At 43.7% G+C, this 25450-nt stretch carries 26 protein-coding genes; 17 read left to right on the forward strand and 9 right to left on the reverse strand.

Annotated features, from left to right (window positions below):
* Nucleotides 1-1578, forward strand: a complete 1578-nt coding sequence (locus F8C76_RS07295) for a beta-N-acetylhexosaminidase (RefSeq protein ID WP_129652948.1) — start codon at nt 1-3, stop codon at nt 1576-1578.
* On the opposite strand, the gene F8C76_RS07300 is transcribed toward F8C76_RS07295, so the two are convergent.
* Genes F8C76_RS07300 through ruvX form a run of 3 tightly spaced genes read right to left on the reverse strand, consistent with a single transcriptional unit; the run spans nt 1579 to nt 3084 of the window.
* Complete coding sequence (locus F8C76_RS07300) at nt 1579-2025, reverse strand: DUF5606 family protein (RefSeq protein WP_152131103.1); 447 nt, start codon at nt 2023-2025, stop codon at nt 1579-1581.
* A gap of 54 nt (nt 2026-2079) precedes the next feature.
* Nucleotides 2080-2670 (reverse strand): peptide deformylase, encoded by a 591-nt coding sequence (gene def, locus F8C76_RS07305; protein WP_129652949.1) that lies wholly within the window; start codon nt 2668-2670, stop codon nt 2080-2082.
* A 3-nt stretch (nt 2671-2673) separates the two neighbouring features.
* On the reverse strand, nt 2674-3084 hold the full coding sequence (gene ruvX / locus F8C76_RS07310; protein ID WP_152131104.1) for a Holliday junction resolvase RuvX: 411 nt from the start codon (nt 3082-3084) through the stop codon (nt 2674-2676).
* Nucleotides 3085-3185: 101 nt separating this feature from the next.
* Between ruvX and F8C76_RS07315 the strand changes: the two genes are divergently transcribed.
* Together F8C76_RS07315 and F8C76_RS07320 are read left to right on the forward strand one after the other, a co-directional pair.
* Nucleotides 3186-4001 carry a 2,3,4,5-tetrahydropyridine-2,6-dicarboxylate N-succinyltransferase gene (locus F8C76_RS07315; RefSeq protein WP_152131105.1) on the forward strand — a complete coding sequence of 272 codons (816 nt, stop codon included), beginning with the start codon at nt 3186-3188 and terminating at the stop codon, nt 3999-4001.
* Between the two features lie 252 nt (nt 4002-4253).
* Complete coding sequence (locus F8C76_RS07320) at nt 4254-5057, forward strand: glycosyltransferase family 2 protein (RefSeq protein ID WP_152131106.1); 804 nt, start codon at nt 4254-4256, stop codon at nt 5055-5057.
* On the opposite strand, the gene F8C76_RS07325 is transcribed toward F8C76_RS07320, so the two are convergent.
* A complete protein-coding gene (locus tag F8C76_RS07325) occupies nt 5039-5851 on the reverse strand; it encodes a glycosyltransferase family 2 protein (protein WP_152131107.1) in 813 nt (270 codons plus the stop codon). The genes F8C76_RS07320 and F8C76_RS07325 overlap by 19 nt on opposite strands.
* Before the next feature lie 86 nt (nt 5852-5937).
* Here F8C76_RS07325 and F8C76_RS07330 point away from each other — a divergent pair, with 86 nt between their 5' ends.
* The 8 genes from F8C76_RS07330 (at nt 5938) to F8C76_RS07365 (ending at nt 13721) form a co-directional block, all read left to right on the forward strand.
* On the forward strand, nt 5938-6981 hold the full coding sequence (locus tag F8C76_RS07330) for a glycosyltransferase family 52 (RefSeq protein ID WP_152131108.1): 1044 nt from the start codon (nt 5938-5940) through the stop codon (nt 6979-6981).
* A 9-nt stretch (nt 6982-6990) separates the two neighbouring features.
* Nucleotides 6991-8163 (forward strand): acylneuraminate cytidylyltransferase, encoded by a 1173-nt coding sequence (locus F8C76_RS07335; RefSeq protein ID WP_152131109.1) that lies wholly within the window; start codon nt 6991-6993, stop codon nt 8161-8163.
* Nucleotides 8153-9022 (forward strand): N-acetylneuraminate synthase family protein, encoded by an 870-nt coding sequence (locus tag F8C76_RS07340; RefSeq protein WP_152131110.1) that lies wholly within the window; start codon nt 8153-8155, stop codon nt 9020-9022. Before F8C76_RS07335 ends, F8C76_RS07340 begins: the two co-directional genes overlap by 11 nt.
* Nucleotides 9023-9595, forward strand: coding sequence for an L-threonylcarbamoyladenylate synthase (locus F8C76_RS07345; RefSeq protein WP_152131111.1), 573 nt, complete (start codon nt 9023-9025; stop codon nt 9593-9595).
* A 1-nt stretch (nt 9596) separates the two neighbouring features.
* On the forward strand, nt 9597-11027 hold the full coding sequence (locus F8C76_RS07350; RefSeq protein ID WP_152131112.1) for a CCA tRNA nucleotidyltransferase: 1431 nt from the start codon (nt 9597-9599) through the stop codon (nt 11025-11027).
* On the forward strand, nt 11024-12037 hold the full coding sequence (locus F8C76_RS07355; protein ID WP_152131113.1) for a COX15/CtaA family protein: 1014 nt from the start codon (nt 11024-11026) through the stop codon (nt 12035-12037). The genes F8C76_RS07350 and F8C76_RS07355 overlap by 4 nt, the downstream gene beginning before the upstream one ends.
* Nucleotides 12038-12080: 43 nt before the next feature.
* The gene (locus F8C76_RS07360) at nt 12081-12581 is read left to right on the forward strand and encodes an IS1096 element passenger TnpR family protein (RefSeq protein WP_136565839.1); all 501 of its coding nucleotides are present in this window, start codon (nt 12081-12083) and stop codon (nt 12579-12581) included.
* An 81-nt stretch (nt 12582-12662) separates the two neighbouring features.
* On the forward strand, nt 12663-13721 hold the full coding sequence (locus F8C76_RS07365) for a nucleoid-associated protein (protein ID WP_152131114.1): 1059 nt from the start codon (nt 12663-12665) through the stop codon (nt 13719-13721).
* On the opposite strand, the gene F8C76_RS07370 is transcribed toward F8C76_RS07365, so the two are convergent.
* Nucleotides 13718-14794: a hypothetical protein gene (locus F8C76_RS07370; protein ID WP_152131115.1), complete on the reverse strand. Its 1077-nt coding sequence runs from the start codon at nt 14792-14794 to the stop codon at nt 13718-13720. The genes F8C76_RS07365 and F8C76_RS07370 overlap by 4 nt on opposite strands.
* 74 nt (nt 14795-14868) lie before the next feature.
* Between F8C76_RS07370 and F8C76_RS07375 the strand changes: the two genes are divergently transcribed.
* The 4 genes from F8C76_RS07375 to uvrB are packed head-to-tail and all read left to right on the forward strand — an operon-like array spanning nt 14869 to nt 20407.
* Nucleotides 14869-15765, forward strand: coding sequence for an ABC transporter ATP-binding protein (locus F8C76_RS07375; RefSeq protein WP_152131116.1), 897 nt, complete (start codon nt 14869-14871; stop codon nt 15763-15765).
* A 12-nt stretch (nt 15766-15777) separates the two neighbouring features.
* Nucleotides 15778-16611, forward strand: a complete 834-nt coding sequence (locus F8C76_RS07380) for an ABC transporter permease (RefSeq protein WP_152131117.1) — start codon at nt 15778-15780, stop codon at nt 16609-16611.
* Between the two features lie 27 nt (nt 16612-16638).
* A complete protein-coding gene (locus F8C76_RS07385; protein ID WP_152131118.1) occupies nt 16639-18369 on the forward strand; it encodes a T9SS type B sorting domain-containing protein in 1731 nt (576 codons plus the stop codon).
* A gap of 49 nt (nt 18370-18418) precedes the next feature.
* Complete coding sequence (uvrB, locus tag F8C76_RS07390; protein WP_152131119.1) at nt 18419-20407, forward strand: excinuclease ABC subunit UvrB; 1989 nt, start codon at nt 18419-18421, stop codon at nt 20405-20407.
* Nucleotides 20408-20509: 102 nt separating this feature from the next.
* Here uvrB and F8C76_RS07395 read toward each other — a convergent pair whose 3' ends face one another.
* The 4 genes from F8C76_RS07395 to F8C76_RS07410 all read right to left on the reverse strand — a co-directional run bounded on the left by F8C76_RS07395 (nt 20510) and on the right by F8C76_RS07410 (nt 23628).
* Entirely contained in the window at nt 20510-20935 is a 426-nt protein-coding gene (locus tag F8C76_RS07395; protein WP_129652966.1) for an Hsp20/alpha crystallin family protein, read from the reverse strand.
* Between the two features lie 116 nt (nt 20936-21051).
* Entirely contained in the window at nt 21052-21453 is a 402-nt protein-coding gene (locus tag F8C76_RS07400) for a TerB family tellurite resistance protein (protein ID WP_152131120.1), read from the reverse strand.
* A 214-nt stretch (nt 21454-21667) separates the two neighbouring features.
* Complete coding sequence (sucC, locus tag F8C76_RS07405; protein ID WP_116218257.1) at nt 21668-22861, reverse strand: ADP-forming succinate--CoA ligase subunit beta; 1194 nt, start codon at nt 22859-22861, stop codon at nt 21668-21670.
* A 128-nt stretch (nt 22862-22989) separates the two neighbouring features.
* Complete coding sequence (locus F8C76_RS07410) at nt 22990-23628, reverse strand: LON peptidase substrate-binding domain-containing protein (protein ID WP_152131121.1); 639 nt, start codon at nt 23626-23628, stop codon at nt 22990-22992.
* 161 nt (nt 23629-23789) lie between these two features.
* On the opposite strand from F8C76_RS07410, the gene lysA reads away from it, so the two are divergent.
* Both lysA and F8C76_RS07420 read left to right on the forward strand, forming a co-directional pair.
* Nucleotides 23790-25028, forward strand: coding sequence for a diaminopimelate decarboxylase (gene lysA / locus F8C76_RS07415; RefSeq protein ID WP_152131122.1), 1239 nt, complete (start codon nt 23790-23792; stop codon nt 25026-25028).
* Nucleotides 25029-25442, forward strand: a complete 414-nt coding sequence (locus F8C76_RS07420) for a DUF3995 domain-containing protein (protein WP_129652970.1) — start codon at nt 25029-25031, stop codon at nt 25440-25442. It begins immediately after the preceding gene.
* The last annotated feature ends 8 nt before the right edge of the window (nt 25443-25450 follow it).

The raw sequence follows: 25450 nt of genomic DNA on the forward strand, positions 1-25450 counted from the left end.
ATGATCTCCAGAATTTCAGTAGTTCTTTTGGCTTTGGTTGCCTTGGTTGCCTGTCAGCCAGCAAAGCCGGAAATCAATTTTCCAAAGACCGATTTGGGAGCAGCCCCATTGATTCCCAAACCTGTAAAGACCGTGGCCACGCACAGCGCCTTCGGATTGGACCAAAACACGGCCATTTACACTTCCACGACCGACCCGAAGCTTGAAAAGGTTGGGCAATTTCTTTCCGAAAAAATCAAATGGTCCACTGGGTTGGATCTTGCCGTGAATGCCACGGACGATTCAAAATCCGTGGAACGGTTCATCTACATCAATTTGGCCGATGATGCCAGCTTGGAAACAGAAGAGTCCTATCAATTGGACATTAAAAAAGATTCCATCCTATTGAATGCCAAGACCGCTGCGGGAGCTTTTAGGGGAATACAGACTCTACGACAGCTCATTCCTGAAAAAAGCAACGATACCTTGACAGACCATGCCCTTTGGCCCATCCCTTCGGGACAAATTGTGGACAGTCCAAAGTTTGAATACCGAGGTGCCATGTTGGATGTGGCCAGACACTTCTTCACCTTGGATGAAGTAAAGAAATACCTCGATATCTTGGCGTATTACAAGTACAACACCCTGCATTTGCACCTGACCGATGACCAAGGATGGCGTTTGGAGATCAAATCCTGGCCCAAATTGACCGAAGTGGGTGGTGAATTTGAAGTGGGTGGTGGTAAAGGTGGTTTTTACACCCAAGAAGAATACAAGGAGCTTGTGGCCTATGCCGCAGATAGACACATCACCATAGTCCCTGAGGTGGACATGCCGGGACACACCAATGCCGCTTCAGTAAGCTATCCATTCCTTAATGGAAATGGAAAACCTGTCAAAACCTACACTGGCACCCAAGTGGGCTTCAGCACCTTTGATGCCCAAAAAGATACCGTATATAGTTTTCTGGATGATGTAATCGGTGAGATTGTAGAACTGACCCCTGGCCCATACTTTCATATGGGAGGTGATGAAAGCCATGTTACCAAGAAAAGTGATTACATCCTGTTCGTGGAAAAGGTGGAGAAAATCATCCAAAAACACGGTAAAAAAATGGTGGGATGGAACGAAGTGGCCCAAGCCGACATCAGCTCTTCCAGCGTGCTCCAACTTTGGAACGAGGCAAAATATGCCACCAAGGCCGCACAAGATGGTTCCAAAATTATTTTATCTCCAGCGGAAAAAGCCTATCTGGATATGCAGTATGATTCACTTTCCAAATTTGGATTGCACTGGGCCGCGTATATTCCTGTTGATGAAGCTTACAACTGGAATCCCGAAACTTACATTGAAGGGTTGCCCAGAGAAAGCATTTTGGGTATTGAAGCCCCACTATGGTCCGAGACCATAAGCAATAGTGCCGAAATGGAGTACTTGGCCTTTCCACGCGCCATAGGGTATGCCGAATTGGGCTGGTCCCCTGCAGAGCACTGCAATTGGGAGGACTACAGACAGCGCTTGGCGCAGCAGGTAGCGTACCTCAATAAAAAACAAGTAGCTTATTATCCCACCAAACTGGTGGATTGGAAAGAGGAGTAATTATTCTTCTTCACTGGAGGCGACGGCGGATTCTTCCCCTTCGCCTTCAGTTTTTTCTTCCACAAAATCCGTGATGTTGTTATCGGTAAGAAGATTGTACCACTGGATAATTTTCTTGATATCACTGGCATACACCCTATCCTCATCATAGTTGGGCAGTACACTGAAGAAATATTCCTCCAAATCTATTTTGTCTGCCTTATGGCTAACGGAGGTTTTTTTCCCTCCTTCTTTCTCCTTGATCTTCTGAAAGACTTCCCGTAAAGGCATTTCTTCCTCCAAGGTGTAGATGGCAATTTCCGACAAGACACTCACATTGCTCTGCATTCCAACGGTAATACGCTTACCGTCCAAAAGGGATTCACCCACAAAACCACTTCTGGTCTGGGTCAATAATTTGTAAAGTCCTGGTTTACCACCTATCGATAAAATCTTGTCCAATGCCATTCAAAATAAATTTATGCGCGCAAAAATATGTTTTTATCGCGAACGCCGATTTTTTTAACGTGCTTTTTTGATATTGGGAAATCGCATCTTGTAGTCCACACTGATCTTTCCCTTGGAAATTTTATCCAATCGGTTTTTCAAAAGACGCTTTTTAAGGGATGATAGCTTGTCCGTGAACAAAACCCCCTCTATATGATCATATTCATGCTGGATGACCCGGGCCAACAGACCATTGTAGGTTTCCTTGTGAGGTTCAAAGTTTTCATCCAAATAGCTAATGGTCACCTCAGGTTTGCGCTTTACATCTTCCCGAATATCCGGAATGCTCAAACAACCTTCATTAAAATCCCATTCGGTTCCGCTTTCTTCTTCAATTTTGGCATTGATGAACACTTTTTTGAAACCTTTCAATTGCTCCTGTTCTTCTTTGCTGAGATCTTCATCATCTGAAAAAGGGGAGGTATCCACCATGAACAAGCGGATGGGCAATCCCACCTGTGGCGCCGCCAACCCAACACCATGGGCATTGTACATGGTCTCCCACATATTGGGAATCAACGTGTCCAATTTGGGGTAGTCTTTTGTAATATCGGTTGCGACCTTACGCAAAACGGGGTCACCGTATGCTACTATGGGTAAAATCATAAATCAATTTCTGTTAAGGTATGCCTGCAATATCAGCGTGGCACTTATTTCATCGACCAGGCCCTTGTCCTGACGTTTTTTCTTTTTCATTCCGCTGTCCAGCATGGATTGAAATGCCATTTTGGAAGTAAATCGTTCATCTTGGCGTTCCACAGGAATATCTGGAAACTGGTCCATAAGTTTTTGCAAAAAGGCTTGAATCAACGCTTCAGATTCAGAAGGGGTATTATCCATTTGCTTGGGCAATCCCACCACAAACCGTTCCACCGACTCGGTTCCCACATAATCGATAAGGAACGAAATCAAGTCCTTGGTCTGGACCGTGGTAAGACCAGAGGCTATCAATTGCAGCTCATCGGTAACCGCAACCCCCGTTCTCACTTTTCCATAATCCAAAGCCACGATTCTTGCCAAATCAATTTTTTTGGCAAAAATAACCCTAAAAATGTTATGCCCTTAAAATAGGCCTTAATATTCTCAGGAGGGGGTTATCTTTGTCAAAATTTTAAGAAAAAATGACAGATTTAAGGGCACTTATTGAAAAAGCATGGGACAATAGGGAATTGTTGTCTGAGGAAAAAACCCAGAATGCCATCCGCGAGGTAATCAACCTAATTGATTTGGGAGAACTGCGATGTGCGGAACCCACAGAAGATGGTTGGCAAATCAATAAATGGGTAAAAAAAGCAGTAGTCCTTTATTTCCCCATCCAAAAAATGGAGGTGCTCGAAGCTGGCATTTTTGAATACCATGACAAGATTCCATTAAAGAAAGGATATCAGGAAAAGGGAGTCCGTGTGGTTCCCCACGCGGTGGCCAGACACGGCGCCTATATCTCCAAAGGAACCATTCTTATGCCCAGCTACGTTAACATAGGTGCTTATGTGGATGAAGGTACTATGGTAGACACATGGGCCACAGTGGGTAGCTGTGCCCAAATTGGAAAGAACGTCCATTTAAGTGGTGGCGTAGGTATTGGCGGGGTATTGGAACCCTTGCAGGCAGCTCCCGTAATTATTGAGGACAATGCCTTTATAGGTTCCCGGTGTATTGTTGTTGAAGGGGTACGGGTTGAAAAAGAAGCCGTTCTCGGAGCCAATGTGGTCTTGACCGCCTCCACCAAAATCATTGATGTTACCGGAAATGAGCCTGTGGAACTTAAAGGAAGGGTCCCAGCAAGATCCGTGGTCATTCCAGGAAGTTATACCAAGCAATTTCCTGCAGGGGAATACCAAGTGCCTTGTGCCCTGATCATTGGAAAACGAAAGGAAAGTACGGACAAAAAGACCTCACTGAACAATGCGTTACGTGAGCATGATGTAGCTGTATAACAACCTTAACGGGCAATCGCGACTGCCATTCCCAAAAAAGCTCCATTGGGTTGTTTTCTTTAGCTTTTTAAAAAAAAAAAGAAGCAACCCATTCGGGTTTTCATACTCTATTGTATATAATACAACTATAAAACCATTCAAAAAGTAGGGGATTTTGATGTTCAATTGTTGTAAGAAAAATAAACGGCTGAACAATTTTATGCCTGTTTTTTTGTTATAGTTTTGTATTTACTAAACCGTATGCCATTGAAAATGCCTGAATTGAGTACCCCAAAGCAAAAAATATCAGCGTTGATCATTACCTACAATGAAATGGGTTACATTGAAAAATGTATCGATTCCGTTTCATTTGCTGATGAAATTATCGTTGTTGACTCGTACAGCACCGACGGCACCTACGAGTATTTACTGGCGCATCCCAAAGTAAAGGTCATACAAAACCCTTTTGAGAATTTTACCGCCCAAAAATCATTTACCCTAAAACAGGCAAAAAATGATTGGGTCCTATTTTTGGATGCTGACGAGGTGGTGACCCAAAAATTACAAAACGAAATTACAGCCACCATAAATGACCCTGAAGCTTGCGAAGCCTATTGGTTTTATCGCAAGTTCATGTTCCAAAACACACCTCTTAATTTCAGTGGATGGCAAACAGACAAGAACCATAGACTCTTCAGGAAAAGTAAAGTGCGTTTCACCGACAAAAAATTGGTGCATGAAACGCTGGAAGTGGACGGTTGTTCCGGTATCTTAAAAGAGAAACTTACCCATTATTGCTATAAAGATTACGAAGATTATAAAGGCAAAATGCTTAAGTACGGACAGTTAAAGGCCAAAGAGGACTTTTACAAGGAAAAGCATTTTAACTATGTGCTCATGACCGTGAAGCCCCTTTGGAAATTCTTCAACCACTACATTATTCGATTTGGTTTCTTGGATGGCAAAAAAGGCATCAAAATCTGTTACCTAAACGCCCTTGGGGTATTGGAAAGGTTCCGTGAGCTTAAGCGACTGGAAAAGAAAAACGAATTGGCCTACTATTTGGTGATGCCATAGTACGTCCAAACTGCCTTTTTGGACTTTGTCTCTTTACGAATCAATTGATTTTTAGCAATCGCTTCTGGGGTTTTGTACCCCCTCTTATGGTCCAAATGAACGCAGACCGCACTATATCTAAGCTGTTTTGACCTAATTCCAAAATTGAACAGACGCTCTCCCAATTCCCTGTCTTCACCTCCATACTGCATACGCTCATCAAAACCATTCACATTAAGAATATCCTTTTTCCATGCTGAGGAATTATGACCGTTCCAACTGGCATTGGTCGGTGTAATTGTATTCAAAAGCTTTGAAATAAACCCACTTGCGGTCAATTTGTTGTTCTTAAAGGTCTTGGGGATACCCTTTTCCTTCAACCATTGGATATTGAAACAGTTCTGTTTTTCAATATCTTCCAAGGTAATGGCCTTTGAAATATTCATGGGTAGCATATAGTACCCCCCAGAAATAAAACACCCCTGCTCCTTATTGATGTAATGCACCTGGACAAAATCTTCCCTGGGGATACAATCCCCATCGGTCATGATAATGTAGTCGGCATCACACACATCAATGGCCTTGTTCAGGATTCGGCATTTCTGGAATCCGTCATCTTCTTGCCAAACATGCTTAATGTCATAGAAGACCTGTTCCCGCATTTCCTCTACCATCTGTTTCGTTTCCGGTCCCGAACCATCATCGGCCACAATAAGCTCAAAACCCTTGTATGTTTGGCAGTTGAAACCCCATAGGACTTTTTTCAACCATTCCGGGTTGTTGTAGGTACTTACTATGACACTTACCTGAATCACTGAATATTGTTTACTTTTGAGTAATTTTACAAAAGTAGTTTTTTGCCATTCATCTCCAATAAATTCCTTCTATTAATCTGACCCGTATGTCCAGAACCTATGTGGGATCCACCATATATCACATTTATCTTGCACTCCTGCATATCCTAAAAGATTCGAGATACGAAACGGAAAACCTAGGGGAAAATCTTCTTTTTTTGGTAGAGAGTACCCCCATGATCGAAACCCTTATCCCCAACCTAAAAAAGCATTTTTTTAGGGACGTCCACATTATATCGGAACGGAAAGACCATGTTTCCGACCTTGGGAAATTCAATTATTCATTTCGAAGGAAACAAAAACTTATTCCTTATCTGGAGTCCAAACATCCTATTCTTGCCAAAGAAAAGTCCTTTATCCAAAATTCGGACATCTATCTATGTGATACCGATTCGTCCAAAAGCTATTTTCTCTACGAGTTTGGAAAAAAGGACCTCAATATGATAGAGGATGGTGCCCGTACCTATAGCCAGCGGCACAGTGGCTTTGAACAATTCATAAAGACCTATCTTACCAGGACGCCCGTTGGTGGTGGTTTTGATAAAGAGATAAAGACCATTTTTGCCCAATTCCCTGAAAAATTGCCCCGTCCACTCCCCAAAAAGGCTGTTGAGCTGAACATTAAAAAAGAGGTGGCCAAGCTGGATGAGAAAACCAAACAGGAAATTTTTTCCATTTTTCTGCCAGAAAATGCCTTTGCCATCAAAGGGGACAACAATGCACTCATCCTGACCCAGCCCATATCCGAGGACAAGGTCATAAAGAGCGAGGCCGAAAAAATAGCCATCTACCGGGATGTGATTTCCAAGGTACCTTCGGACATGAATATCATTTTGAAAACCCATCCAAGGGAGACCACTCAATACGAAAACCATTTTAAGGACATTACCGTGTTACCAGCGCTTTTCCCAATAGAAATATTAGGGCTACGTGAAGGTTTTTTCTTTGAGCGGGGCTATACCTTGTTTTCCACCGCACTCTCCAATTTGGAAATTGTTAAGCACAGATTTTTTCTGGGCAAGGATTATTTGGATAAATTTACCGTTAAAGCAACCAAGAACCTGATAAAGAACATGGACGTTCATCCATAACATTCAGTTATGTCAAAAAAAAGCATCGGATTCATACCACTACGAAAAAACTCAAAGGGCATCCCTGGCAAGAACAAAAAGAAATTGCTGGGCAGACCCTTGTTCACCTGGGTGTTGACAGAAGCCATCTTCTCAAACCTTGACGAGGTCTATGTCTTTACCGATGACGATGACATCATCGATTACATCTCCCAGCATTTTAAATGGGCACCCAAGGTAAAACCCTTGAAACGCTCCGATGAAAATGCCTCGGATACGGCTTCCACCGAAGCGGCCATGTTGGAATTTTGTGAGTCCGCGCAGATTGATTTTGATGTGTTTTGCCTGTTGCAGGCCACATCACCTCTTACTAAAAGGAACGACATCAACGCCGCCTTGGCCAAATTGAACGATGATGGTTTTGATGCCGTCCTCAGTGTGGTAAATACGCACCGCTTTACTTGGTCCAAAGACGGCAAACCGTTGAACTACGACTTCAAAGCAAGACCAAGACGACAGGATTTTGATGGACTTCTTATTGAAAATGGGGCGGTCTACTGCACCAAAAAAGAAGCACTCCTGGAGTCCAAAAACAGGTTGAGTGGCTCCATTGGCCTTATTGAAATGCATGAGGAAACCTTGGTGGAGATTGATTCCGAAACCGACTTTCAGATTATTGAACAATTGCTGATTTCCCATTTCAAATCCAACAAATCGGCACAACGCATCAACCACTTTATTTTGGATGTGGATGGTGTTTTCACGGATGGAAGTGTCACCTTCAACAAGGAAGGGGAATTCTCCAAACGCTTTGACATGCGCGATGGTATGGGACTGGAAGTGTTGCGCGAGCACGGGGTAAATGTCATGGTCATGACCTCCGAAAATTCCCAAGTAGTGGGTCAGCGTATGAAAAAATTAAAAATAACGGATACCTTTTTGGGGGTAAAGGACAAATACTCTTTTCTGGAAAACCTTTGTTCCGAAAGAAATATTTCTCCAAAGGAGATTGCCTATATTGGGGACGATGTAAACGATTGGAGCAACATCCTTAGGGCCGGTTGGTCTTTTTGCCCCTCAAACGCCACCAAACCTATCAAATACCATGCAGATATGGTTTTAAAGAACAAATCTGCACAAGGTGCCATTCGCGAGGCTTGCGAATTTATCATCAACTATAATCTAAGATTCAATGACCTATAAAGAACCCTATATCATTGCCGAAATCGGATGCAACCACAAAGGCGACATGAAAATTGCCAAGGAGTTGATCAACATGGCCAAGATTTTTGGTAATGCCAACGCGGTAAAATTCCAAAAGCGGAACAATAAAGAATTGCTCACCGAGGCGCAGTACAATGCACCCCACCCCAATCCTATCAACTCTTACGGCGATACCTACGGGGCGCACCGGGAGTTTTTGGAGTTCGATGTGGACCAACACCAAGAATTGAAGGACTATTGCGAAGAAGTGGGTATTACCTACTCCACTTCGGTTTGGGAGACTACCTCCGCCAAGGAAATTGCTGGATTGAATCCCGACTTTATAAAAATCCCATCTGCCTGTAACAACAATTTTGAGATGTTGGGATGGCTGTGCGATAATTACAATGGAGAAATCCATATCTCAACAGGAATGACCACCAAGGATGAGATTAAAATCCTTGTGGACTTTTTCGATGAACGGGGAAGGGGCAAAGACTTGGTCGTCTACAATTGCACCTCGGGATATCCGGTCCCTTTTGAAGACGTCTGCCTCTTGGATATTCTGACCCTTCAGGAAAAATATGGGGACAAAGTCAAAAGCATTGGATTTTCTGGGCACCACTTGGGAATTGCCATCGATGTTGCCGCCTACACCCTGGGCGCCCATGTCATAGAAAGGCATTTTACCCTAGACCGAACATGGAAAGGTACCGACCATGCCGCTTCTTTGGAACCCATGGGTCTTAGAAAGCTGTGCCGGGACCTCAGGGCCACCCACAAAGCACTGACCTACAAACAAAAAGACATTCTGGATATTGAAAGCGTTCAGCGCGAAAAGTTGAAATACAAAAAATAAATGGGTGCCGATTTTAATGAAGAGCTGCAAAAATGCTTCGAGGTTCTGAATCAAGGCGGACTGATCCTTTACCCTACCGATACCGTTTGGGGCATTGGTTGCGATGCCACCAACCCTGAAGCCGTCCAGAAAGTATATGCCCTTAAAAACAGGGAAGACAGCAAGGCCCTTATTTGCCTTGTGGCCAATCAGGCCATGTTGGAGCGCCATGTAAAAGAGGTGCCCGAAGTGGCCTATGACATTATGGATTTGGCTACCAAACCCACTACCATCGTATTTGATGAACCCATTGGTGTGGCCCAAAACCTGGTTGCCGAAGACAATACTTTGGCCATACGGGTGGCTTCAGACAAATTTTGCCAGTACCTCATCAACAAATTTAGAAAGCCCATTGTATCCACATCAGCCAATATCTCTGGAGAACCCACTCCAAAACGGTTCAAGGATATCGGCCCTGAAATTTTAAAAGGAGTGGACTATGTGGTAAATTTGCCGGACGAAAACAAAGATCCTTCCCCATCATCCATTATAAAATTGGGCAATGATGGGCAGGTGAAGGTAATCCGGGAATAAAATGACGCAAGAATTCCATAAAGAGGCCATAGAACACCCTATTTTTCAGCTTATCGGAGAAGCTTCCGATGAATTGGGCGTGGACTCCTATGTGATTGGTGGATATGTCCGTGATTACTTTTTAAACCGAAAAACGCCCAAGGACATTGATATTGTTGCCGTAGGCAGTGGAATTCAGCTTGCCAAAGCCGTGGCCAAAAAACTAAAAGGAAGACCGGACATCTCGGTTTTCAAGAATTTTGGGACGGCCATGATCAAACACAAGGATTTGGAACTGGAGTTTGTGGGCGCAAGGAAAGAAAGCTACCACCGGGACAGCAGAAAACCCATAGTAGAGGATGGCACTTTGGAAGATGACCAAAATCGACGTGATTTCACCATCAATGCCATGGCGCTGGCGTTGAACAAAGCCAATTTCGGGCAACTTTTAGATCCTTTTGATGGATTGGCCGATTTGGATAGGGAAATCATCCGAACTCCTTTGGAACCGGGCATCACTTATTCTGATGACCCTTTGCGGATGATGCGGGCCATCCGGTTTGCCTCCCAACTCCATTTTACCATAGAATTGAAATCGCTCCAAGCCATTTCTGAAAACCAAGAACGCATCAAGATTGTTTCCGGGGAACGCATTGTGGACGAACTCCATAAAATATTGCTCAGTGAAAAACCATCCGTGGGTCTTTCGTTGCTGCACAAAACAGGGTTATTACCAATCATACTTCCTGAATTGACGGCTTTACAGGGCATAGAGGAAATTGAAGGGCAGCGTCACAAGGACAATTTTTGGCATACCCTTGAAGTGGTGGATAACATTTCCGAAACTACGGACAACCTTTGGTTGCGATGGGCAGCACTTCTTCATGATATCGGGAAGGCGCCCACAAAAAAATTCCATAAGAAAATCGGGTGGACCTTCCATGCGCATGAATTTGTGGGATCCAAAATGGTTTACAAACTCTTCAAGCGGTTACGGATGCCCTTGAACGAGAAAATGAAATTTGTGCAGAAAATGGTATTGATGAGTTCTAGGCCCATTGTCCTGGCCGAAGACCATGTTACCGATTCTGCGGTACGTCGATTGGTATTTGATGCCGGCGATCATGTGGACGACCTCATGACCCTCTGCGAGGCGGATATCACCACCAAAAATCCCAAGAAACAAAGAAGGTACAAGAACAACTTCCAATTGGTCCGCCAAAAAATAGTGGAAGTGGAAGAACGGGACCACGTTCGCAATTTCCAGCCCCCGGTTTCCGGTGAGGAGATCATGAAAACCTTCAATTTAAAGCCCTCAAAGGAAATCGGCATCATCAAAGAGGCCATTAAAGAAGCCATTTTGGAAGGTGAAATTCCCAATGAATATGAGGCCGCTTACCAGTTTATGCTGGAAAAAGGCAAAAAATTGAACTTAAAAGTCCAATCGGAATGAAAACGAACAAAGCTGTTGTGTATTGGTTGTTGACGGGCTGCGCGCTCATTTTTGTGATGGTATTGGTAGGCGGAATTACCCGTCTTACCCATTCCGGGCTTTCCATATCGGATTATAAATTGATCCATGGCACCCTTCCTCCCATGAACGAGCAAGCATGGCAGGAGGCATTTGACCTGTACAAACAGTACCCAGAGTACCAAAAGCTGAATTCCCATTTTGATATCGAAGATTTCAAGGATATTTACTTTTGGGAGTGGTTGCACCGCTTCATTGGAAGGTTTATTGGCATTGTCTTTATTTTACCTTTCCTCTACTTTTTGTTCACTAAAAAACTGGACCGGCCTACCATTAAAAAATGTTTGGTCCTTTTGTTTTTAGGTGGATTTCAAGGCTTTTTGGGTTGGTATATGGTAAAAAGCGGGTTGGTGGACCATCCCGATGTGTCCCATTTTAGGTTGGCATCCCACCTCACCATGGCATTCCTTACCTTCGCGTTCAGTCTTTGGGTGGCCTTGGACCTGATCTACCCCACTAAAAAAGAAATCAACCGCAGTATACGGAACCTTATCCGCGTTGGGTATGTGGTTTTATTGCTCCAAATTATCTGGGGCGCCTTTGTGGCCGGATTGGACGCCGGTTTTATCCATAATCATTGGCCCATGATGAGTGAGGGAAAATTAATGCACGAGACCGTTTACATAGAACATCAGCCTGTAATAAAGAACTTTTTTGAAGGCAAGAGTGGTGTGCAATTTGTGCACCGCTACTTGGCCTACATTGTGGTTGGATTTATAGCACTTATCTGGTATAAAACCCGAAAAGTGGTACGTACACCCCTTCAGGAAAAAGGATTGAAATTGTTGCTGGCCTTGGTCGGTTTACAATTTGTTCTGGGAGTATTTACGCTAATATATGCGGTTCCCCTGTGGTTGGGCATTGCGCACCAAATCGGAGCATTTTTCCTGTTGGCGGCCATGACCTTTACCTTACATCGGTTCACCAAATAACACCTATTTGTCGTAAATTTGTGCCCACTCTAAAAATTTTTGGATGATTTATAAAATCAGGATTATTCTTGATGCTGAGGAAGATATCTTCAGGGACATTGAAATTGAGGATAACAATACATTGGAAGAATTTCACAATGCCATAACCCAAGCCTTTGGTTTTGAAGGTGGTGAAATGGCCTCTTTTTATACCTGTGATGAGGAATGGAACCAAGACGAGGAAATCGCCCTGTTCGATATGAGCGAGAACGGTTCCGATGTCCGGTTGATGAACGAAACTGTCCTTGACGATGTAATGACCGAACAATCCCCAAAGTTGATTTATGTGTACGACTTTTTCAGTATGTGGACTTTCTTTGTGGAATTGGCTGACATTGTGGACAAGGAAGACGGAAGGGTCTATCCGAACATCCTCTTCAGTTTTGGGGAACTCCCGGATTCCCCACCAGAGAAAAAATTCGAATCAGATCCCGATGCTTCCGTTGATTTTGACAATCTTCTGGACAGTTACGACGACATGGATTTTGACGAAAACTGGAACTAACAACCCCTAACCCCTAACCCCTAACCCCTAACCCCTAACTCCTAACTCCTAACTCCTAACTCCTAACTCCTAACTTAAAAAATGCTAAACCTATATTCCGCCCAAATTGAAAGTATCTCCCTCCACAGAGTGGGAAACAAGAGCAAGAACGAATCCGCCTTTTTGTCCGCGGAGCCCTTTTCATTGAATGATGAAATGGCCGGATTGCTCAAAGAATACTTCTTTAAGCCTTTTCGGGAGAAGGAAGAAAACTATTTTAGGTTCTTTAATGACGTGGATTTGGAGTTCAATGAGGTGTACAAATCAGTTGCGGAATTGTTCCTGGACCACGGAACGGCACATCAGGCCTCCAAAAAAATCACCACACACCTGTTTGAACAATCCAACCACCCCCACATCAAAAGCGGGGAAGTGTATGTAGTGCATTTTTCGGACATGGTCATCGACAATAAAAAGACCGATGCCGTTGGTATTTTTAAAAGTGAGCTGAAGCATGATTTCCTTCAATTCCAGGAAAAGGAACAGAATCTGGAAATTTTAATCCGACAGGGCATCAACATCAATAAACTGGACAAGGGCTGTATCATTTTCAATATGGAGAAGGAAGAAGGGTTCAAAGTTTTGTCCGTTGATAGTAACCGTTACGATGCCAAATATTGGCTGGAGAACTTTTTGGGTCTTGTTCCCCTGACCGATGAAAACTTTTATACCAAAAACTACCTTAAGTTCTGTCAAAACTTCGCCAAGGACGTGGTATTGCCCGCCGAGGACAAACAACAGGAAGTACTGTTCATGAACCGTGCGGTGAACCACTTTGCCAAGAACGATGCCTTTGAGGAAACCTCTTTTTTAAATGAGGTGATGGAAAACCCGGAATTGATTCCCGAGTTTAAACACTACAAGGTTGAAAAAGGCCCCAAATACAGCATTGAGGACGTTTCCAATTTTGATATTGCCAACAAGGCTGTATCCGATGCCCGGAAAAAAATCAAGAATGTCATCAATCTGGATACCAACATCCAGATAAAAATGGATTTCATCAACCCGGAATCCGCCCAAAAATTTGTGGAAAAGGGTTGGGACGAGGAACGACAGATGTATTACTATTTGGTGTATTTCAACAAGGAACAGAAGAGCTAGAATTTCTTCTCGATGATCTGTTTCATGCTCACATCCTCATAATTTCGTTTGACAAAATCCAACGCAAGGGACAACACCTCTCCCATGGTTGTGCTTTTCTTGAAATCCATATCCTTGGTAAGGTCATAGATTTCGAGCTTTAGTTGCTCAATGTTCTCTGGTAACGATATGGTATCCGGCTTAACGGCAGCAATCAACCTACGGATACGGTTTCCCGAACTTAATATCCGCTTTGCCACAATGGAGCGTTCCTCAATTTTATATTGATCCACCGAATCTTTCTGCAGTTTGGTACGTACCAGTTCCACCATTTTATAATTCTCCTTAAAAAACTGGGGGCGGTATACCTTTAATTTCCCTTCAAAGCACTGCTGGTCAAAATCAATGGCCCTGATCTTATAGACCACATGGTCAAAATCATGGACCGGAACAATGACATAGTTATAAGAACGCATATCACCCAATAACCGAATCATACAACGCTCATTGAACTTCACAAACTCTTTGGCCAATTGGGCCTTTTCGGATTCGGAACATTTGGGCAACATGTCCTTGATAAAAACATCCCCCGGAATCCCTGCAATATGTTCTTCGATAAGTGTTCCCTTGTAGACCAAAAAGTTAAGATTGTACGGAGAGAGCATATGCTCCAACTCCAAGCCGTATATCCGTGACGCATCAGTCTTCTTTACATAAAAATAGGTGTAGTTGTCGTTGAGGATGTTCCGTACTTTGATGCGGAAAGGTTGGGAATTCCCGAAGGTGCAAAAATCAATGGCATCAACATTCAAGTACTCCAGAATTCGATCACTACCATCCGAATGCAAAATAGAATACACCTGCTTTAAACTCATATCGATTTCCTGCCGATCAAAATCCGAATAATACACCCTTACCCAAAGTGTGTCTTCCTCGTTGGCATCGTAGACCACCACGGAACCCGAAAAACGGAGCAAATCATCATAAAAAATGGGAATCTCTATCTTTCTATTGTATTTATGGAGATAACTATCCAGTTTTTTATGGACCGGATAGGCAGGCTTTTTCTTGGACATCAGTCTTTCCTCGGACATTCTTTTCCTATTTTGTAACAAATTACGCTATACCTCGTCAAGTTACTATAAACTAATCAAAAAACGATTCCATCTTGGAGACTATACTCACCGTAAATCACCTCACCAAAAAATTTGGCCCATTGACCGCGGTCAAAGACCTTTCTTTTACCATAGAGAAAGGTAACGTCTATGGTATTTTGGGACCCAATGGCAGTGGCAAGTCCACCACCTTGGGCATCATTTTGAACGTGGTGAACCGGACTTCCGGTGATTTTAGTTGGTTTGATGGCTCCACCTCTACCCATGAGGCCTTGAAGAAAGTAGGCGCCATTATAGAGCGCCCCAATTTTTACCCGTACATGACCGCTATCCAAAATCTTAAGCTGGTGTGCAAGATCAAGGAGGTGCCCGAAACCAAGATTCAGGAAAAACTGGAATTGGTGGGTCTTTGGGACAGGAAAGACAGTAAATTCAAGACCTATTCCCTAGGGATGAAACAGCGTTTGGCCATTGCTTCTGCGTTGCTCAATGACCCTGAAATCCTTATTCTGGATGAGCCCACCAACGGATTGGACCCTCAAGGCATCCATCAGATACGGGAGATCATCAAAAAAATCGCCGGACAAGGCACTACCATTCTTCTCGCCTCCCATTTGTTGGACGAGGTGGAAAAGGTATGTTCCCATGTGGTTATCCTTCGGAAAGGTGAAAAACTGTATTCCGGTCTTGTGGATGGTATGATGGCCAGCTATGGTTTTTTTGAACTTCGTGCTGCAGACATGGAACAACTAAAATCCTTTTTGGAACAGTATGCCAGTTTTGGGAAAATTGATAGTTACAATGGTACCCTCACCGCCTATCTGAAGGAAGAAATGGACGCTGAATCGCTCAACAAAATATTGTTTGAAAAAGGCATAGTGCTTTCCCATCTGGTAAAACGCAAGGAAAGCCTGGAGCAACAATTTTTAAACCTGACCAAGAACAACTAATCCACCAAACGAATGCTACGTCTCCTACAAATAGAATTCATAAAGCTTTGGAACAATAGGGCCAGTAAAGTACTGATCATCTCCTATTTTATCCTATTGACTTCCATTGCGCTGATTGCCGCCATCAAGTTTGACATTGGCCCAGTGCAATTCCACTTGGCCGACCAAGGTATTTTTAATTTCCCCTATATCTGGCATTTCAACACCTTTGTAGCTGCCATTTTTAAACTGTTTTTGGCCATAGTCATCGTTTCCATGATGGCCAATGAATATAGCAACAAGACCATCAAACAAAATCTGATAGATGGGTTTTCCAAAAAGGAATTCCTCATGTCCAAGGTACTTACTGTGATTTCCTTCGCCTTGATTTCAACCGTTTTTGTGTTTGTGGTGTCCTTGATTTTGGGGTTGACTTATTCAGACTACAACGAGTTGTCCATCATTTTTTCAGATTTGGAGTTTTTATTGGCCTTTTTTATAAAGCTGGTCGGCTTTTTCTCCTTCTGTCTCTTTTTGGGCATTTTGGTAAAACGATCGGCCTTTGCCCTTGGGTTCTTGATTCTTTGGACCATATTGGAGCAGGTTGTCTTTGGCCTACTGGGTTGGAAGGTCATGAGTTGGCCCGCCGCCAAACGGGTTAAGGATTTCTTTCCTTTGGAATCCATGATGAATTTGATCAAGGAACCTGGTTCCAGACTTTCCGCAGTACAGAATATTGGGGACCAGATCGGGGAAAACCTTCGGTTTGATTACCACACCTACTGGTACGAGTTTTTGATTGTTATCTGTTGGACGGCCATATTCATCTATTTGTCCTACCTACTACTCAAAAAGCGTGATTTGTAGTATCTTATGATGATTTAATCATCTTGGATGTTAAAAAAAGCACTCTTTTTTTTCACCTTTTCCTTTATGGTCTTTGCTCAGGCACAGGTCTGTCCCAACTTGGTCAGTCCCGCTGAAGGTTCCTCCAATGTTCCTGTGGATACGGCCATCAGTTGGCAACCTGATGAGGATGCACAGGCCTATATTGTTTCCTTGGGAACCACTCCGGGAGGCTCCGATCTCTTGGCTCCACAATTTTCTGGGGGAACATCCTACACCCCTCCGTTGGGGCTACCAGAGGATACGGACATTTATGTAACCATCACATTGTTCTTTTTCGACCAACCCAACATCACCTGTCCCAGCAGGCAGTTTAGAACCGGACCATTGACCTCGGCCCCTACTTGTACCCAATTGACCAATTCTTTGGATATGGCCGTCAATATAAACCCCTCCACTAATATCTCATGGGCCTATGTGTCTGGAGCCACTGGGTACCGCATAAGTTTGGGTACTACCGCTGGCGGCACAGATATTTTGGACGATTTTGACGCGGGAAATACGTTGACCTTCAACCCTATTGATGACCTCCCCCCGGAACAGACCATATACGTCACCATAACACCCTATAATAGAATTGGGCAAGCCATAGGCTGCTCTTCCCAACAGTTCACTACCAGTGCCGTTTCTGAATTGCCCAACTGTACCAGCATGATCTATCCTCCCAACGGCGAGATCAACGTGCCACTTACACCCTTGCTTCAATGGAATGAAGTTCCAGATGCCATAGGGTATCGGGTAACCATAGGGTCATCTCCCAACCAAAGCGATATCTTGGACAATGCCACATTTTATACCAATTCTACGCTGGTAATTGACTTTGAGCCCAACAACACTTTTTTTATCAAAGTGACTCCTTTCAATGATGCCGGAGAAGCCGTGGGCTGCATTCAGGAAAGTTTCACTACCCTATTGGGTTGTGGGCCCTATTTGGATATAGACTCAGGAGAATTTGTAACCCTCAACCCAAAAATCAATTTTCCAGAGACCGTTTCCTTTTGCGAAGACCAAGCTCCTTTAAACATTTCTTCAAGTGATGACGCAGATGGTTTCCGATGGTTTCACATAGATCAATTTGGCCAGGAAACCTTAATTTCGGAAGAAAGGGAAGCCTCCATTCTAGAAGAAGGAACCTACAAGTATGAGGCCTACACATTGGTTTCCCAAAATGGCAATGAGATAGAATGTCCTACAAGCATGGAATTCAATGTTGTCTCTTCCGAAACTCCGACCATTGACCGTTTGGACTTTGTTGAGAATACAAGTTCACTCCAAGTTACCGTGCATACCTCAGGGGCCGGAAACTACGAGTATGCCGTGGACAATAGGAATGGTCCCTATTCCGACAGTAATATTTTCAGTGGATTGGAACCCGGTTCACATACCTTTTATGTGAGGGACAAAAATGGGTGCGGCATTGCAGAGAAGACATTTACCCAAGATCTCACCGTAGAAGGGTTTCCTAAATTTTTCACCCCCAACGGGGACAACGTCAACGATTTCTGGCAATTCATTCAACCCCCAGAGGGGGATGAAATCATATTAAAACGCATTTATATTTTTAATCGGTATGGCACTCTTTTAAAGGAAATCTCCCAAAATTCAAGTGGTTGGGACGGCAATTTCCGGGGGCGACCGTTACCCGCCGGGGAATATTGGTTCAAAGCCATTGACGATTCCAACAGGGAAGTCCAGGGACACTTTGCCCTAAAGCGATAATATTTCCCATTCGCTTTATTATAGGCCTGTCCTTTAGTATTTTTATCCTATGAAATTTCAGGTAGTATCAGACTTTAAACCGACCGGTGACCAGCCGCAGGCGATAAAACAATTGGTAGAGGGTATTGAAGGCAATGAACGTCATCAAACCCTACTGGGTGTGACCGGTTCCGGGAAGACTTTTACCGTGGCCAACGTGGTGGAATCCGTACAACGGCCTACGTTGGTATTGGCCCACAACAAGACCCTGGCAGCTCAGCTGTATTCAGAATTCAAGCAGTTTTTTCCGAACAATGCCGTGGAATACTTTGTATCCTATTACGATTACTACCAGCCCGAGGCTTATATTCCCACCAGTGGATTGTACATAGAAAAAGACCTTTCCATCAACGAGGATATTGAAAAACTCCGGTTAAGCGCCACTTCTTCCCTCCTTTCGGGGCGTAGGGATGTATTGGTGGTCGCTTCGGTTTCCTGCCTGTACGGTATTGGTAACCCCATTGAATTTCAAAAGAACGTCATCTCCATCCACAGGGACCAAGTGATTCCAAGGACAAAATTCCTGAAACAATTGGTGCAAAGCCTCTATTCCCGTACCACGGCTGATTTCAGAAATGGGAATTTCAGGGTAAAGGGCGATGTGGTGGACGTATTTCCCAGTTATGCGGACCATGCCTTCCGCATTCATTTTTTTGGGGATGAAATCGAGGAAATAGAAGCCTTGGACCCCTTCAACAATAAGGTCATTGAAATCTATGATTCCTTGAACATTTATCCGGCGAACATGTTCGTTACCTCTCCGGATATACTCCAAAATGCCATTCGACAAATACAGGATGATTTGGTAAAGCAAGTGGATTATTTCAAGGAGATTGGGCGACCCTTGGAAGCCAAACGCTTGGATGAACGAACGAATTTTGATTTGGAAATGATCCGTGAGCTTGGGTATTGTTCCGGAATTGAAAACTATTCCCGCTATCTGGATGGCAGGGAACCCGGCACCCGACCTTTCTGTTTATTGGATTATTTTCCGGACGATTACCTTATGGTGGTCGATGAAAGCCATGTGACTATTCCCCAAGTCCACGCCATGTACGGTGGGGACCGCTCCAGAAAGGAAAATCTAGTGGAATACGGATTCCGACTTCCGGCAGCCATGGACAACCGCCCCTTAAAGTTTGAGGAGTTCGAGACCCTCCAAAACCAAGTCATCTATGTAAGTGCCACTCCAGCAGATTACGAACTGGAACTGAGTCAAGGTATTTACGTGGAGCAGGTCATTCGCCCTACGGGGCTTTTGGACCCCATTATTGAGGTGCGACCCAGTGCCAATCAAATTGATGATCTGGTGGAAGAGATCCAGCAACGTGTGGAATTGGATGAGCGTACCCTTGTGACCACGCTGACCAAGCGAATGGCCGAGGAACTGACCAAATATTTGGCGCGAATAGACATTCGATGCCGCTATATACACAGTGATGTGGACACCTTGGAGCGGGTAGAAATCATGCAGGATCTTAGAAAGGGACTTTTTGATGTTCTGATCGGGGTAAACCTGCTCAGGGAGGGATTGGATTTGCCTGAAGTCTCCCTTGTGGCCATTTTGGATGCGGATAAGGAAGGATTTTTGCGAAGCAATCGTTCCCTCACCCAAACCGTGGGCCGTGCCGCCAGAAACCTCAACGGGAAGGCAATCATGTATGCGGACAAGATTACGGAAAGCATGCAAAAAACCATTGACGAGACCAATTACCGTAGGGAAAAACAAATGGCCTATAATACGGAGCATAACATTACCCCGAAGGCCTTGAAAAAGAACTTGGACAATGCCTTGGCCAAAAACTCAGTCTCCACTTATCATTTTCAAAAAGAAGAATTGCGGGCCGCGGAACCCGATTTGGCGTACCTGACCCAAGATCAACGTGAAAAACTGATACGGGACAAGCGAAAGGCCATGGAAAAGGCGGCCAAAGAGCTCAATTTTATGGAAGCCGCCAAACTACGTGATGAGATAAAGATGCTCCAGGAACAGGAATAAAAGAAAGCGCGCCCCGAACAGTACTGCAGGAGCGCGCCAACTAACTAACCAACTAATCCAACCATCATGAAACACCTATAGTTGGTGCTCTTCATATTTTTCTTATCCGATTGAAATCAATCGTTTGGGTTTGGGCAATGCCTCTTGTTTTTTGGGCAAGGTCAACTTCAATATGCCGTCCTCGTATTTTGCATCGATTTTGGAACCGTCCACAGTTTCCGGCAAGGTAAAGGCCCTTTTGAAGGAAGAATAGGAAAATTCCTTTCGGGTGTAATTATCCTTGGCCTCTTCATTTTCAGATTTCATTTCGCTGGAAATGGTAAGGACATCATGGTCCACCTCTACGGTAAAATCATCTTTCTTGACCCCAGGAACAGCCAGTTCCAATTCAAATTCCTTTTCATTGTCCTTGATATTGACCGCGGGGACCGTAGTGTTCCACTTATCGGTTCCTCCAAGCCAATCAGGACCCATAAAATCATTTAACAGGGATGGAAAAATTAGATTGTTTCTTTTTACTATACTCATGGCGATTTATTTTTTAGGTTAAACTTTCAATCACCATGCATAGGGCAAATTGTATACCACTAGCTACTACATGTCTATTTGACATGTTCTTAACATAAGATTATGACAATATGTCATTAATTGTAATGTGCCTTGAAAATATTGATCAATACATCTGGCGGAATGACCTTATCGGGATAGTTGTGCATCACTTCGAGTACTTGACTGATGGCAGCTGGAGGAAGTCCCATATGAAGACCAATGTTGTAGAGGGTGCTCACTTCCTTTTTATGCTGTTCTTGGTCAACGTTCATCAAGAGCAACAACCTGTGGAACTGAACTATACGCTCGGCTTGGGTTTTAAGGATGACTTTAGGGGATTTTTCACTCAAAAGGTGGTCAAAGACTTTTTTTTCGACACCAAGGTTCGTTGCAACCTTGAGCAAAAATTGGTATTCGGATTCCTTCAAAGTATGATCCACCCTTGCAAAGGCAATCATCTCCGAAAGAATACTAAGTTTTTCCTTGTAGGTACCCATGGGCGCTCACTATTTAACAGGTTCCTCTAATACATAACTCCAAAACACCCATTTTAGTACATTAAAAGCCGTTTTGGAAATCCTTGTCCAACACGGATTTTTACACCGAATCCCATATTCTTTGACGAACAGAAAAAGGGTTTAAGCTAAAACCTTATAAAATAAAAAGGGCAACGTTTAAAACGTTGCCCCATATCTTGAATACAAAGGGAGATTATCCCAAAACTTCTTTTACTTTATCAGCAGCTTCCTGGAATTGTACGGCAGAATGTACCGCCAGTCCAGAGTTGTCGATAATTTCTTTGGCCAACTCCGCATTGGTACCCTGCAACCTAACAATGATAGGAACCTTGATGGCGTCTCCCATATTCTTATAGGCATCTACCACACCTTGGGCCACTCGATCACAACGTACGATACCACCAAAGATGTTGATCAATATCGCTTTTACGTTGGGATCCTTAAGAATGATCCTAAAGGCCTCTTCTACCCTTTTGGCATCAGCTGTACCTCCTACATCCAAAAAGTTGGCAGGCTCACCACCGGCCATTTTGATCAAATCCATTGTGGCCATGGCCAATCCGGCACCGTTCACCATACATCCTACGTTACCATCCAAATCCACATAGTTCAATCCCACTTCACGCGCTTCAACCTCAATAGGGTTTTCCTCGCGAAGGTCACGCATTTCAGCATAGGTCTTTCTTCTGTACAACGCATTGTCGTCAATGGATACTTTGGCATCAACAGCCATGATTTTATCATCCGAGGTCTTCAATACCGGATTGATCTCGAACAAACTGGCATCACTTTGCTCATACGCCTTGTACAACGCAGTGACAAATTTTACCATTTCCTTGAATGCAGTTCCGGAAAGCCCTAGATTAAAGGCAATACGTCTTGCCTGAAAAGGCAAAAGTCCAGTTGCGGGATCTATTTCTTCGGTAAAAATCAGGTGAGGAGTCTTTTCGGCCACTTCCTCAATATCCATTCCTCCTTCTGTGGAGTACATGACCATGTTTCTTCCTGAAGCCCTATTCAACAAAACGGACATATAAAATTCATTGGTCTCACTATCCCCAGGATAATACACATCCTCGGCAACCAAAACTTGGTGTACTTTTTTACCTTCAGCAGATGTTTGGGGCGTAACCAGGTTCATCCCGATGATGCTCCCTGCCAATTCCTCAACTTCTTTCAAGTTCTTTGCCAGCTTAACACCTCCTCCTTTGCCACGGCCTCCAGCATGCACCTGGGCCTTGATCACGTGCCATCCGGTACCTGTCTCCTGTGTAAGTTGTTTGGCGGCATCTACCGCTTCATTGGCGTTTCGGGCAACAATTCCGCGTTGTATCCTTACTCCAAAACTGGCTAAAATTTCTTTTCCTTGATATTCGTGAAGATTCATCTGTGAATTAACTTTTGTTTGCCGACAAAAATAGAAAACCCCACTGAGAAATAGAAGGTGAAAAAAGAATAATTGCCCTCCAAGGCCACAACTATAACAATTAGATAGGATTTTATAGGATTATCCCATCAAATTTTAAAGTCCTGGAAGTCCAATGGATCAAAATTCTTGAAATGACCGTTCATTTCAATAACGGTCTTGGTATGGTTCACTTGGTTTAAAATGGCTGTAGTGGACTCCAAATGGTTTTTGATGAACAGCAACCGATCAGTCTCATTGGAAATCTGCAACAGTTCATACTCTTGTTCAAAAGAGAGTCCCATCTTATGGGCCAAGGAATAACTACTGAACTGTTTCGGGGAGATTTGGGTAAAGGGCACATCCATAAGCTCGTACAACTCCTCCACCTTGGCCAACACTTCGGCCCTCAGGTTTTCATCGGCACTGCTCTCCATATCCAAAAAATCAACGTCCCCGCCCGCATAAAGCTTTCCTTCCATTTGGTTCTCAAAGGAACGTATCTTAAAAACTTGCCGGGCCACACAGACCACATCCATTTCGCCATTGTCGTACGTGGTCACCACCTCGGCCAATTGTACTTCGGTACCATAGGAAAGGGTGTCATTGATAAAAACAGGAATCCCAAAAGTGATCGCTTCCTTTCTACAATCTTTGATCAACTGCTTATACCGCTCTTCAAAAATGTGGAGCGGAACGGTTTCACCAGGAAAAAAAACAGATTGTAAAGGAAATAGCGGTAGTCTCATTGTTGGAGTTTGCCTAAATGTACAATGCGAAACCCAAAAGAGCAAGTCCAAAAACACACTGATTGTTATTTTTGAAACAATTTGTTATAAATATATTTGTGACGTTTTTATTCTTGTAGAACCCAAGTACAAGGCTTAGTTTTGCGCGAAAGACTAATGATATGAATTCCAAAAATTTATTGAAGCTCGCCGGTGAGTTCGGAGCCCCATTATACGTTTACGATGCTGAAAAGATAGCTTCGCAATACCACAGATTGACCAAAGCCTTTGAAGGCGTATCCAATCTTAGATTGAATTATGCTGCCAAAGCACTGTCCAACATCAGTATCCTAAGGTTCATGAACCATTTGGGAAGTGGCCTGGACACGGTCTCCATTCAAGAGGTGAAGTTGGGACTTCTGGCAGGTTTTGCCCCTGAATCCATCATCTTTACACCCAATGGGGTCTCTTTGGAAGAAATTGAGCAGGCTGCAGCACTTGGGGTTCAAATCAATATAGACAACCTGTCCATTTTGGAGCAGTTTGGAAGCAAGCATCCGGACATCCCCGTTTGCATTCGGATCAATCCCCACGTAATGGCGGGAGGGAATTCAAAAATCTCCGTAGGACATATCGATTCCAAATTTGGCATCAGCATACATCAGATTCCACATTTGCTCCGAATTGTGGAACTTACCAATATGAACATCAATGGTATCCACATGCATACCGGAAGTGATATTTTGGACATTGACGTATTCCTTTACGCCTCGGAAATCCTATTTGAAACGGCCAAGAACTTCAAAGATTTGGAATTTATAGATTTTGGCAGTGGTTTTAAGGTTCCCTACAAAAAAGGGGATATCCAGACCAATGTAGAGGAATTGGGCAAAAAATTGACAGACAGGTTCAATGAATTCTGCGCCGAATATGGCCGGGAGCTTACATTGGCCTTTGAGCCCGGTAAATTCTTGGTAAGCGAGGCCGGATACTTCTTGGCCAAAGTGAATGTGGTAAAACAGACTACATCCACGGTTTTTGCCAGTGTCGATTCAGGATTCAACCACCTGATTCGCCCTATGCTGTATGGCTCAACGCACGAGATTGTCAATATTTCCAACCCCAAAGGAAGGGAACGGTACTATTCTGTGGTCGGCTATATCTGTGAAACGGATACTTTTGGCAGCAATCGCAGGATCAATGAAATCTCCGAAGGTGACATTCTTTGCTTTAAAAATGCCGGGGCCTATTGCTTTACCATGGCCAGCAACTATAACTCTAGGTTTAGACCTGCCGAGGTGTTATGGTACAACGACAAAGCCCACCTTATCCGGGAGAGGGAGACCTTTGACGACATCCTAAAAAACCAAGTAGACGTAAAGGAACTTTTTGAAGCACCCAAAAAGGAAGCCGTAAAATAAATGGAGGTCATAGCCCTGCTGCTTGCCACCGTGTTCATCTTCCTTTCGGGACTACATTTGTATTGGGTCCTTTTTGGCATCAAGGATCCTACCCAAGTGCTGCCTACCAATGAAGACGGCAAACTGTTGATGGGACCCGGAAAAATAGGGACGTTGCTCGTAGGGTTGTTTCTGGCATTTTTTGCATCCGTTTACCTCAACAAAGTATTGGAGTTTTTCAGTTTTGACGGATTGACCTATATCTCCTTTGGAATTGGTTTTCTATTTCTGGCAAGAACCATTGGGGATTTTAAATATGTTGGCTTTTTCAAGTCTGTGAAAAGCACCAATTTTGCATTCATGGACACGAGATATTACTCCCCATTAAGCTTGATGGTCACTGTGCTCATCTTCGTTCTGGAGATTTGGGGATGAATACTTTT

Source organism: Flagellimonas olearia, assembly GCF_009184425.1.
Taxonomy (GTDB): Bacteria; Bacteroidota; Bacteroidia; order Flavobacteriales; family Flavobacteriaceae; genus Flagellimonas; species Flagellimonas olearia.